The organism is Methyloversatilis discipulorum, assembly GCF_000527135.1.
Taxonomy (GTDB): Bacteria; Pseudomonadota; Gammaproteobacteria; order Burkholderiales; family Rhodocyclaceae; genus Methyloversatilis; species Methyloversatilis discipulorum.
Window position 1 is genome coordinate 3344064 of record NZ_AZUP01000001.1, and the last position, 11527, is coordinate 3355590.

The 11527-nt window shown below is 68.6% G+C and carries 8 protein-coding genes; 6 read left to right on the forward strand and 2 right to left on the reverse strand.

Going from position 1 to position 11527, the window contains the following annotated elements:
* Positions 1 to 40: 40 nt before the first annotated feature.
* Both gcvP and gcvT read right to left on the reverse strand, forming a co-directional pair.
* A complete protein-coding gene (gene gcvP / locus METFAM1_RS0115635; protein ID WP_019916341.1) occupies positions 41 to 2941 on the reverse strand; it encodes an aminomethyl-transferring glycine dehydrogenase in 2901 nt (966 codons plus the stop codon).
* Positions 2942 to 3070: 129 nt separating this feature from the next.
* Positions 3071 to 4189, reverse strand: a complete 1119-nt coding sequence (gene gcvT / locus METFAM1_RS0115640) for a glycine cleavage system aminomethyltransferase GcvT (protein WP_019916342.1) — start codon at positions 4187 to 4189, stop codon at positions 3071 to 3073.
* 238 nt (positions 4190 to 4427) lie between these two features.
* Between gcvT and METFAM1_RS0115645 the strand changes: the two genes are divergently transcribed.
* The 6 genes from METFAM1_RS0115645 to METFAM1_RS0115670 are packed head-to-tail and all read left to right on the forward strand — an operon-like array spanning position 4428 to position 11523.
* A complete protein-coding gene (locus tag METFAM1_RS0115645; RefSeq protein WP_019916344.1) occupies positions 4428 to 5054 on the forward strand; it encodes a TetR/AcrR family transcriptional regulator in 627 nt (208 codons plus the stop codon).
* Positions 5051 to 6049: an efflux RND transporter periplasmic adaptor subunit gene (locus METFAM1_RS0115650; protein WP_019916345.1), complete on the forward strand. Its 999-nt coding sequence runs from the start codon at positions 5051 to 5053 to the stop codon at positions 6047 to 6049. Before METFAM1_RS0115645 ends, METFAM1_RS0115650 begins: the two co-directional genes overlap by 4 nt.
* The gene (locus tag METFAM1_RS0115655) at positions 6046 to 9165 is read left to right on the forward strand and encodes an efflux RND transporter permease subunit (RefSeq protein ID WP_019916346.1); all 3120 of its coding nucleotides are present in this window, start codon (positions 6046 to 6048) and stop codon (positions 9163 to 9165) included. Before METFAM1_RS0115650 ends, METFAM1_RS0115655 begins: the two co-directional genes overlap by 4 nt.
* A gap of 47 nt (positions 9166 to 9212) precedes the next feature.
* Positions 9213 to 9866: a protein-L-isoaspartate O-methyltransferase family protein gene (locus tag METFAM1_RS0115660; RefSeq protein WP_019916347.1), complete on the forward strand. Its 654-nt coding sequence runs from the start codon at positions 9213 to 9215 to the stop codon at positions 9864 to 9866.
* 10 nt (positions 9867 to 9876) lie between these two features.
* Positions 9877 to 10200, forward strand: coding sequence for a rhodanese-like domain-containing protein (locus METFAM1_RS0115665; protein ID WP_019916348.1), 324 nt, complete (start codon positions 9877 to 9879; stop codon positions 10198 to 10200).
* A 3-nt stretch (positions 10201 to 10203) separates the two neighbouring features.
* On the forward strand, positions 10204 to 11523 hold the full coding sequence (locus METFAM1_RS0115670; RefSeq protein WP_019916349.1) for a TolC family outer membrane protein: 1320 nt from the start codon (positions 10204 to 10206) through the stop codon (positions 11521 to 11523).
* The last annotated feature ends 4 nt before the right edge of the window (positions 11524 to 11527 follow it).

An 11527-nucleotide genomic window follows, 5' to 3' on the forward strand; every position in this document is an offset into this window, starting at 1 on the left:
GGCGCCCGATCGACCGCCCCGTCGCGGACGCAGCCCGCGCCTACTGGTACTCCGACAGCGGCGGGCAGGTGCACACCAGATTGCGATCGCCGGCAACGTTATCGACACGCGCGACCGGCGGCCAGTACTTGTCGCGGTCCACCGATTCGCTCGGGAAGAAGGCGGCGCGCCGGCTGTAGGGGCGCGTCCACTCGTCGGCGATCAGCAGTTCGTGCGTATGCGGCGCGTGCTTCAGCAGATTGTTCTCGCGGTCGGCACGGCCCGCCTCGATGTCGGCGATCTCGGCGCGGATGGCAATCATCGCGTCGCAGAAGCGATCGATCTCGGCGCGGTTCTCGCTCTCGGTCGGTTCTATCATCAGCGTGCCCGGCACCGGGAAGGACACGGTCGGTGCGTGGAAGCCGTAATCCATCAGCCGCTTGGCCACGTCCTCGACCGTCACGCCGCTCGCGTCCTTCAGCGGTCGCAGGTCGACGATGCACTCGTGCGCGACGCGGCCGTGCTTGCCGGTATAGAGCACCGGGTAGTGCGGCGCCAGCTTCTGCGCGATGTAGTTGGCATTCAGTATCGCAACCTGGGTCGCGCGCTTCAGACCGGCTGCGCCCATCAGCGCGATATAGGCCCACACGATGGGCAGGATGCTGGCCGAGCCCCAGGGCGCGGCAGAGACCGCGCCGATGGTGCCGGCCGGGCCGGCCACTGGATTCACGCCCTGCACCACCGGGTGGTCCGGCAGGAAGGGCGCGAGGTGAGGCGCCACGCCGATCGGGCCCATGCCGGGACCGCCGCCGCCGTGCGGGATGCAGAAGGTCTTGTGCAGGTTCAGGTGGCACACGTCGAAGCCGATGTCGCCCGGACGCACCAGGCCCACCATCGCGTTCATGTTGGCGCCATCCATGTAGACCTGGCCGCCGTGCGCGTGGATCAGTGCGCAGATGTCGCGCACGCCTTCCTCGAACACGCCGTGCGTGGACGGGTAGGTCATCATCAGCGCGGCCAGTCGGTCGGCATGCTGTTCCGCCTTGGCCTTCAGGTCGGCGAAGTCGACATTGCCCAGCGTGTCGCAGGCGACGACGACCACTTCCATGCCGGCCAGCACCGCGCTCGCCGGATTGGTGCCGTGCGCGGAGGCCGGGATCAGGCACACGTTGCGGTGGCCTTCGCCGCGCGTCTGGTGGTATTTGCGTATCACCAGCAGACCGGCGTACTCGCCCTGCGAGCCGGCGTTCGGCTGGAAGGACATCGCCGCGAAGCCGGTGATTTCGCACAGCCGCTCTTCCAGCTCCTCGAACAGCTGCTGGTAGCCCTGTGCCTGTTCCAGCGGCACGAAGGGGTGGAGCGCGGCGAACAGCCGGTAGGTGACCGGCGTCATTTCGGTGGTCGAGTTCAGCTTCATCGTGCACGAACCGAGCGGAATCATCGCCCGGTCGAGCGCGATGTCGCGCGTGGCCAGCCGGCGCATGTAGCGCATCATTTCGGTTTCCGAGTGATAGCGCTGGAATACCGGGTGGGTCAGGATGGCCGACTCGCGGCGCAGCTCCGCCGGGATGCAGTCGGCCACGCGGCCGTCCATCTCCGCCAGGTCGAGCACGCTGTCGGCGCGCGTGGCGAAGCAGGCGAGCAGGCGCTTCAGCTCGCTGCGGCGCGAGGTTTCGTCGAAGGCGGCCGACAGGTGATCGGCGTCGATCACGTGCAGATTGAAGCCGGCTTCACGCGCGCGGGCGGCGATGCGGCGGGCGATGCCCGGCACCCGCACCTGCACGGTGTCGAAGAAGCGCTCATGCACGACGTCGAAGCCCAGTTCGCGCAGGCCCTGCGCGAACAGCACGGCCATCCGGTGCGTGCGCTCGGCAATCGTGCGCAGACCCTTGGGGCCGTGATAGACCGCGTAGAACGACGCGATCACCGCCAGCAGCACCTGCGCCGTGCAGATATTGCTGTTCGCCTTTTCGCGGCGGATGTGCTGTTCGCGCGTCTGCAGCGCCATGCGCAGCGCCGGCCGGCCGTTGGCGTCGGTCGATACGCCGATGATGCGACCCGGCATCTGCCGCTTGTGTTCGTCGCGGCAGGCGAAGAAGGCGGCGTGCGGGCCGCCGTAGCCCATAGGCACGCCGAAGCGCTGGGCGCTGCCGAACACGATGTCGGCGCCGACTTCACCCATGGCGCCGGGCTCCTTCAGCAGCACCAGCGCCAGCGGGTCGGCCGCCACCGCCGACAGCGCACCAGCGGCGCGCGCCGCCGCGATCACCGGCGACGGGTCGCGCAGCCGGCCGCTGGAGCCGGGATAGCTCAGCAGCACGCCGAAGTACTCGCCGTCGATGCCGGCCCACGGATCGCATTCCACCACTTCGATGCCCAGCGGCTCGGCGCGCGTGCGCACCACCGCCAGCGTCTGCGGGTGCGTGTCGGCATCGACGATGAAACGCGGCGTCTTCACCTTCGAAATGCGGTGCGCCATCGTCATCGCCTCGGCGGCGGCGGTGGCTTCGTCGAGCAGTGAGGCGTTGGCCACCGGCAGGCCGGTCAGGTCGATCACCATCTGCTGGAAGTTCAGCAGCGCTTCCAGACGTCCCTGCGAAATCTCGGCCTGGTAGGGCGTGTAGGCGGTGTACCAGCCCGGGTTTTCCAGCACGTTGCGCTTGATGACATTGGGCGTGATGGTGTCGTAATAGCCCATGCCGATCAGGCTGGTGTGCAGTTCGTTGCGCGCGAACATGCGGCGCAGCGCGTCGTCGACCACGCGTTCCGAACGCGGCGCCGGCAGGTTCAGCGGCGCGTCGAGCTGGATGTCGGCGGGTATGGTCTGGGCGATCAGTTCGTCCAGGCTGGCGACGTCGAGCGCAGCCAGCATGACGGCGAGGTCGCGTTCGTCGGGGCCGATGTGACGGCGGATGAAGTCGCCGCGGTCTTCCAGCGCTTCGAGGGAGGGACGCTTGTCCATGGTTCAACAGTCCTTTCCGGGCCGCTTCTGGCGGTCCTTTGGTGAAGGTACCGGTCTCGCGTCATGTCGACGTCTGACCGGAGTCGAGGTTCAGCAGAAAAAAGAAGCGTCGCTGTGTGCGGTCGGGCGTCAGCGCCTGTAACGGTTCGGTACGAAGGGCATGGTGGCGGGTGCGGCCGGCACCTTCTGCCCGCGTGATTCGATGAACAGCGGCGTGCCGGCCAGTTTCGCGGCACGCTCGATATAGGCCATCGCGATCGGCCGGCCCAGCGTCGGGCTGTGATTGCCACTGCTGATGACGCCGATCTGGCGACCGTCGGCATCGACCACTACGGCGCCTGCGCGCTGCGGCGCGCGGCCTTCCGGCAGCAGGCCGACGCGCACCCGCGCCGGCGGCGCGGCGAATTCGCCGAGGATGACCGCCGCCCCCGGGAAGCCGCCAGCGCGTACGCCACCGGCCCGCCGCGCCAGCGCGACCGCCCAGCCTATGGCCGCCGACACCGGCGTCGTCGTCGCGTCGATGTCGTTGCCGTACAGGCACATGCCGGCTTCCAGCCGCAGCGTGTCGCGCGCGCCGAGACCGATCCAGCGCACGTGCGGATGTTCGAGCAGGCGTTCGGCGAAGGCGGGACCGGTTTCGGCCGGCAGCGAAATCTCGAAGCCGTCCTCGCCGGTATAGCCGCTGCGGCTGACCCGCGCGCCGTCGTTGAATTCGCGCACGTCGAGGAAGCGCATGCCGGTCAGGTCGCCGTAGGGTTGCAGCACCGCTTCGGCGTCCGGGCCCTGCAGCGCCAGCAGCACACGGTCGTCGCGCAGGCGCCAGCTGCAGTCGTTGCCGGGCGGGTGGGCATCGAACTGGGCGAGCACGTCGGCCAGGCGCGAGGCGTTGCAGACCACGTGGAAGGTGTCGCCCATGCGCTGGATCATCAGATCGTCGATCAGCCCGCCGGCGGTGTTGGGCAGCAGCGAGTAGGTCTGACGGCCGTCCGGCAGCGCCACCAGGTCGGCGGTGGTGAGCGATTCCAGCCAGGCGCAGGCGCCGGGGCCGCTGACTTCGATCTGCCCCATGTGGGACACGTCGAACAGGCCGGCGTGGGCGCGCGTATGGAGGTGTTCCTGCAGGATGCCCGGGGCGTACTGGATGGGCATGTCCCAGCCGGCGAAGGCGACCATCTTCGCGCCCGCGGCCAGGTGCAGCGGATGAAACTGGGTGCGGCGCAGGGCCGCGGTGTTCGGGGTGTCCATCATTGGATCCTTTCCTGCCGTGCGGTCGGAGGGTGACCGGCGCATGGCGCGTGTCCGGCCCGCCGGGTGGGCGGGCAAGGGCGCGCATGATGCCATGCAACAACAGCGGTCGACGCGTCGACGACACCGATGTTGCGCCTTGACGACGGAAAGTTATTAACTGAACATCTGGTCATTAAAAACTGCATGTCCTGTCTGCCGTGACAGTGAGCCTTTCCGCCCCTGACAGGATGACCGCACGATGAACGCTCCGGTTCGCCGCGGGCGTCCCGCGCTGGTCGATCCGGCCGCGCTGATCCGCTGCGCGCTCGATCTTTTCGTCGAGCACGGCTACGCCGCCACCCGGCTGGAGGACGTGGCGCACGCGGCCGGCGTGTCCAAGGGCACGCTCTACCTCTACTTCGATTCCAAGCAGGCGCTGTTTGCCGCCGTCGTACGCGAAGGTCTGGTGCCGGCGCTGGCCGAAGGCGAGACGCTGGTGGCCGGCTGGACTGGCAGCGGTCCCGATCTGATGCGCCAGCTGCTGGCCGGCTGGTGGCAGCTGATCGGCGAGACGCCGCTCGGCGGCCTGCCCAAGCTGATGATCGCCGAGGCGCGCAATTTTCCCGACATCGCCGAGCTCTACCACCGCGAAGTGATGCAGCGCGGCTGCGCGCTGGTCGCGCGGGCGATCGACTACGGTCACGCGCGCGGCGAATTCCGCTCGCCCGGCGACGCGCGCACCGTCGACGCGGTGATGGCACCGCTGCTGCTTTACGTGTTGATGAAACATTCCTTCGGTTCGATTGCCGACGCCTGTCGTGGCGGCTCCGAAGCCGACGACATCCGTTTCCGCATCGAATTCTCCATTCAGGCCCTGCTCCCATGATCAAGCTGTTCGCGTTCTGCTTCGCCGCGCTGCTGCCGGTCCTGCCGGCATCGGCGCAGACGCCGCCCGCCGTCGGCTTCAAGCCGCTGTCCGAAATCGCCATCTATCCGCAGCGCGATGCACCGGCGCAGGCGGTGGCGCTCAACCGCACCCAGCTTGCCGCCGAACTGAGTGCGCGCGTCGCGTCCACGCACGCCGAACCGGGCGAGTACGTGAAGAAGGGGCAGGTGCTGGTTCGCCTCGATGCGCGCGACTACCAGCTCGCGCTGGAGCGTGCGCAGGCGCAGCTCGCCGCGGCGCAGGCGCGGCTGGCGCAGGCCGACGCGCAGTTGCATCGCACGCGTGCCCTGCGTGACCAGAACTTCGTTTCGCCGGAAGCGCTGACGCAGCGCGAGACCGAAGTCGAGGTGGTCCGCGCCGATGTGGCCGTCGCCGCCAACGCGGTGGATCTGGCTCGGCGCAATGTCGACAAGTGCGTGCTGCGCGCGCCCTATGACGCAGTGGTGCGCACGCGCGAGGCTTCGGCCGGCTCGCTGGCCGGCGTCGGTACGCTGCTGATGACGCTGGACGACGCACGCAAGGTGGAGGTGTCGGCGCGCGTGGCGCCGCGCGATCTCGACGCGCTGCGCGCCGCCCGCGAACTTGCCTTCGTGTCGCCGGCCGGCCGCCAGCCGCTGCGCATCGCCCGCGTCTCGCCGGCGATCGACGACGCCACCCGTACGCACGAGGTGCGCGCCGTGTTCACCGGAGAGCGTGCGCCCTCGGGCGCCGAGGGGCGGCTGGTGTGGCAGGACCCGGCGCCGCACGTGCCGGGCGAACTGCTGGTGCGCCGCGGTCCTGCGCTCGGCGTGTTCGTCGTACGCGAAGGCAGCGCCCGCTTCATGCCGCTGGACGGCGCGCAGGAGGGCCGCCCGGCGCGTACCGACCTGCCGGCCGACACGCGCATCGCGGTCGACGGCCGCAACAGCCTGGTCGACGGACAGTCGCTGAAATGAAGCACCGCATGCAGTTCTATTCGCGCTTCATCAGCAATCATCCGCTGGCCAACATCACCTTCATGGTGGTGCTGCTGCTCGGCCTGATGGCCTATCTCGGCCTGCCGCGCGAACAGGACCCGGAAATCAACTTCAACTGGGTGCAGATCACCGTCGCGCTGCCTGGCGCCTCGCCCGAGGACGTCGAGAAGCGGGTGCTGCAGCCGCTCGAGGACGCGATCCAGAACGTGTCCGACATCCGTTTCATCTCGTCGGCCGCACGCGACGGTCTGGCCGGCATCCTGGTGCGCTTCGACGAAGTGCCGGTCAGCACCTTCGACAAGCGCGTAAACGACCTGCGGCGCGAAATCCAGAACAAGGCGCGCGCCGAGCTGCCGGTCGAGGCGAAAGAAGCGCAGATCATCGAAATCACCAGTTCGAACGGCTTTCCGACCGCGCAGATCCTGCTCACCGGCCGCGCCGACGACGAGGTGCTGCGCGCGCTCGGCCGGGAAATGAAGACCGACCTCGAGCGCATGAAGGGCGTAGATCGCGTGTTCTCGCTCGGTCTGCACGACCCCGAACTGCGCGTCGAATACTCGGCGCAGGCGGCACAGGCGCGCGGTCTGCTTCCGACCGACATCGCCGACGGCGTCGGCGCCTGGTTCCGCGACGTGTTCGCCGGCCGGCAGCGCGCCGGCGAGCAGGAGTGGCTGGTGCGCGTGGTCGGCCAGGACGCCGATCCCGGCTGGCTGGCCGACGTCGGCGTTGCGCCGCGGACTCGCCCGGGCAGCATGGTGAAGCTGGACGAGGTGGCGACCGTGGTGCGCGCCCGCGCGCGGCCGACGCAGCAGGTGTCGTCCGACGGCCAGCCCGGCGTGCTGTTCTCGCTGGCCAAGAAGCCGGGCGTGAACACGCTGGCGCTGATCGAGCGCGTCAATGAATACGTCGAGCGCAAGAACGCGGTGCTGGCGGCGCAGGGGCTCAAGCTCGAACTGATGGACGACCAGACGGTGCCGACGCGCGAGGCGATTGCCATCATGGAATCGAATGCGCTGGTCGGTCTGATCATGGTCATCCTGCTGTGCTGGGTCTTCCTCGGCTCGCGTATCGCACTGCTGGTCGGCCTCGGCATTCCGTTCTCGCTGGCCGGCACTTTCGCCATCCTGCATGCGACCGGCTTCACGCTGAACATATCGGTGCTGCTGGGTGTGGTGATCGCGCTCGGCATGCTGGTCGACGACGCGGTGGTCATCGTCGAGGCCATCTACTACCGGCTGCAGCGCGGCGCCGCCACGCTCGATGCCGTGGTCGGCGGCGTGCAGGAGGTGTGGGCACCGGTGCTGGCCTCGGTGGCGACGACGATGGCCGCCTTCCTGCCGCTGATGCTGCTGCCAGGCATCGTCGGCAAGTTCATGTTCGTCATCCCCTTCGTCGTCACGCTGGCGCTGGCGATCAGCCTGATCGAGGCTTACTGGATGCTGCCCGCCCACGTGCTGTCGATGGGCAGTAAGGCCGAGCGGCCGTCGCGGCTGCAGGCCACGCGCACCCGCTTCACCCGCGTGCTGCGCCATCGCTACGCCAAGGTGCTGGCGTTCGCGGTACGCCACTGGATCGTGCTGTGCGTGATAGTTCTGTCGCTGGTCGCCGGCGCGGTCGGCGCGATGGCGACCGGTCTGGTGCGTGTGCAGTTCTTCGCCTTCGACCCGATGCGCATCTTCTACGTGAACATCGACATGCCGGCCGGCAGTCCGCTGTCGGCGACGCTGGCGCGGGTGCAGCAGATCGAGGGCGAGGTACGCCGCCATCTGCAGGACGGCGAGGCGCGGCGCGTGGCGGCGCTGGCCGGCGCCAAGTTCACCGACGCCGAGGCGCTGTTCGGCGACGCCTACGGCCAGGTCGTGGTGGCGCTGCTGCCGCGCTCGGACGAGGGGCGCGAGGTCGGTGCCATCGTCGACGGCATGCGCGCAGCAGTCGTCGGGCTGCCCGGCGCCGGCACGATCAGCTTCACCCAGCTGTCCGGCGGGCCGCCGGTGCAGAAGCCGGTCAAGGTGCGGGTGCGCGGCGACGATCTGGTCGAACTGCGCGCCGCCAGCGCCGAGGTCAAACGCATCCTCGGCGCCATCGACGGCACGCGCGACATCGTCGACGACGACATTCCGGGCCGGCCGCAGCTGGCGCTGCAGCTCGACCGCGACGCGCTGCGCGACGCCGGCCTGACCGCCGATCAGGTGGCGCGCGCGGTGCGCCTGCAGGTGGAGGGCGAGATCGTTGCCATCACGCGCGACCAGGGTGCCAAGCTCGAAGTGCGTGTCGCCGCGGCCGGCCACCCGGATGACGACGTGATGCGTGTGCTCGATGCGCCGATCGCGCTGCCCGGCGGTGCAGCCACCACCTTGCGCGCGCTGGTCACCGCCGACACCACGCGTGGGCCGGGCGTGATCAAGCACTACAACCTGCGCCGCACGATCACGGTGGAGGCCGACCTCGACAAGGACAAGCTGAACGCGCTGCAGGTGACCGACGCGCTGAAGGCGGCGTGGGAAGAGGCGCGCACGCGTTTCCCGCGCACCGACCTCGACTTCTCCGGCGAACTGGAAGACGTCGAGGAAAGCCTGCAGGCGATGAAGGTGCTGTTCCTGCTCGGTGTCGGACTGATCTACCTGATTCTCGCGGCGCAGTTCCGCAGCTACTGGCAGCCGCTGATGATTCTGGTCACCGTGCCGCTTGCCTTTACCGGCGTCGCCTTCGGCCTGCTGGTCAGCGGTTCGCCGCTGTCGCTGTACACGTTGTACGGCGTAATCGCGCTGACCGGCATCGTCGTCAATTCGGCCATCGTGCTGATCGACGCCGCCAACGAGCGTCTGGCCGCCGGCATGAGCGTGCTGCACGCAGCGATCTACGCCGCCCGCCGCCGCGTCGTGCCCATCATCATCACCACCAGCACCACCGTCGGCGGACTGTTCTCGCTGGCCGCCGGCATCGGCGGCTATTCGCTGCTGTGGGGGCCGGTGGCCGGCGCCATCGTGTGGGGGCTCGGTGTCGCCACCGTGCTCACGCTGTTCGTGATGCCCGCCCTCTACATCGCCTGCATGCGCCCGCGCACTGCACGCACACGACTTCGCTCAAGTTTCTGACGCACTGCATCACGGTACAATCGCCGCTTCTTTCAGGGGACCGAAAAATGGATATCGAACAGGCGCGCTTCAATATGGTGGAACAGCAGATCCGGCCGTGGGACGTGCTGGACCAGGACATCCTCGACCTGCTGTTTGTCGTCAAGCGCGAAACCTTCGTCCCGGCGCCGCTGCGCCAGCTCGCTTTCGCCGACACGGCGATCCCGCTCGGCCACGGCGCCGCAATGCTGGAGCCGAAGATCGAGGCGCGCGTGCTGCAGGAACTGAAGCTGAAGAGCACCGATACCGTGCTCGAAATCGGTACCGGCTCCGGTTACATGGCGGCCCTGCTGGGCGCCCGTGCCAGCCAGGTGACGACGGTCGAGATCGAACCGGCGCTGGCCGAGATGGCTCGCCAGAATCTGGTCGCTGCCGGCGCGCTGAATGTGCGTGTCGAAGTCGGCGATGCCGCCCAGGGCTGGGCCACGCACGCGCCCTACGACGTGATCGTGGTGTCCGGCGGCCTGCCGGTGCTGCCGCAGGAGCTGGTCGCCCAGCTGCGTCCGGGCGGTCGCCTGATCGCCTTCATCGGCGAAGAACCGCTGATGAACTGCGTGCTGGTGAAGCTGAACGCCGACGGCACGCAGTCGCAGGAAGTGCTGTTCGAAACGGTGGTGCCGACGCTGCGCAACGCGCGCGGCGCGCAGCGTTTCGTGTTCTGAGGCGGGCGCGATGCAGCAACTGAGCGTGACCGACCTCGCCGCCTGGCTGGCCGACGAAAGCCGTCCGAAACCGCAACTGCTGGACGTGCGCGAGAAGCATGAGTGGGCCATCTGCCGCATCGAGGGCAGCCAGCTGATGCCGATGAACACGGTGCCGGCGCAGCTGCAGGAACTCGATCCGGAGCGACCTTTGGTGTGCGTCTGTCACCACGGCGGCCGTTCGATGCAGGTCGCCATCTTCCTCGAACGCAATGGCTTCTCGAATGTATTCAACCTCAGCGGCGGCGTGGACGCCTGGGCGCTGCAGGTCGACAACACGATGGCACGGTACTGAGCGATGCGCCTTTCGCGGACGGCTGCACTGATCGCCGGCCTGCTGGCATCGACCGGCACGCTGGCGGCTGAAGACCTGTTGGCCGTTGCGCGAGCGGCGCTGGCCAACGATGCCCAGTTCCAGTCGGCGCGTGCTCAGCGCGAGGCGACTTCGGAAAAGCTGCCGCAGGCGCGCGCCGGACTGCTGCCCAGCCTGACGCTGAACGGTACGACGCAGTGGAACGACGTCGAAATCAGCAAGCCGGTTGATCGCAGCACGCAGTACAACTCGCACAACTTCGGCTTCCAGCTGACCCAGCCGCTGTTCCGCTGGGCCAACTGGGTGCAGTTCGAACAGGGCAAGCTGCAGGTCGCCGCGGCCGACGCGCAGCTCGCGCAGGCGCGGCAGGACACGCTGCTGCGTGCGGCGCAGGCCTATTTCGACCTGCTGTACGCGCAGGACGTGCTCACCTCCATCGTCGCGCAGAAGACAGCCGCCTCCGAGCAGCTCGAACTGGCGCGCAAGAGCTTCGAGGTGGGCACCGTCACCATCACCGACGTGCACGAGGCGCAGTCGCGCTTCGATCTCGCCACCGCGCAGGAAATCGCAGCGCGCAGCGACATCGAGGTGAAGCGGCACGCGCTGGCGGTGATCACCGGCCGCGCACCCGAGGCGCTGCGCGGTCTGCGCAGCGAAGTCGCGTTCACGCTGCCGGAGCCGGCGCGCATGGAGGAGTGGGTCGATCGCGCGCAGACCGAGAGCCTGACGGTGCTGGCGCAGCTGGCGAACCAGGAAATCGCCAACCGCGAAATCGAGCGTCAGCGCGCTGGCCACTACCCGACGGTCGATCTGGTCGCGACCTACGGTCAGAACAAGACGGTCATCACTTTCGCCGGTGCGCCGCTGAACAACGAGAGCACGACCGGTACCGTTGGCGTGCAGGTGTCGGTACCGCTGTTCCAGGGCCTGGGGCAGGAATCGCGCGTGCGCGAATCGGCCCACCTGCTCGACCGCGCCCGCGCCGAAGTCGATTTCGCGCGGCGCAACGCTGCGCAGCAAGCGCGGCAGGCCTGGCTGGGCGTGGCCAACGGCATCGCCCAGACTGCTGCACTGCGCGCCGCGCAGGTGTCGTCACAGTCCTCGCTCGATGCCAACAAGCTCGGCTACGAGGTCGGCGTGCGCATCAACATCGACGTGCTCAACGCGCAGCAGCAGCTCTACGTCACCCGCCGTGACCTCGCCAAGGCGCGCTATGACACGCTGCTCGCCCAGCTGCGCCTGAAGGCGGCGGCCGGCCAGCTGGCAGAGCCGGAAATCGAGGCGGTCAACGCGCTGCTGGAATAAGGGG

Coding starts and splice junctions, on each gene's coding strand:
- METFAM1_RS0115670 (WP_019916349.1), top strand. CDS start 10,204: ATGCGCCTTTCGCGGACGGCTGCACTGATCGCCGGCCTGCTGGCATCG.
- METFAM1_RS0115665 (WP_019916348.1), top strand. CDS start 9,877: ATGCAGCAACTGAGCGTGACCGACCTCGCCGCCTGGCTGGCCGACGAA.
- METFAM1_RS0115655 (WP_019916346.1), top strand. CDS start 6,046: ATGAAGCACCGCATGCAGTTCTATTCGCGCTTCATCAGCAATCATCCG.
- METFAM1_RS0115645 (WP_019916344.1), top strand. CDS start 4,428: ATGAACGCTCCGGTTCGCCGCGGGCGTCCCGCGCTGGTCGATCCGGCC.
- gcvP (WP_019916341.1), bottom strand. CDS start 2,941: ATGGACAAGCGTCCCTCCCTCGAAGCGCTGGAAGACCGCGGCGACTTC.
- METFAM1_RS0115660 (WP_019916347.1), top strand. CDS start 9,213: ATGGATATCGAACAGGCGCGCTTCAATATGGTGGAACAGCAGATCCGG.
- METFAM1_RS0115650 (WP_019916345.1), top strand. CDS start 5,051: ATGATCAAGCTGTTCGCGTTCTGCTTCGCCGCGCTGCTGCCGGTCCTG.
- gcvT (WP_019916342.1), bottom strand. CDS start 4,189: ATGATGGACACCCCGAACACCGCGGCCCTGCGCCGCACCCAGTTTCAT.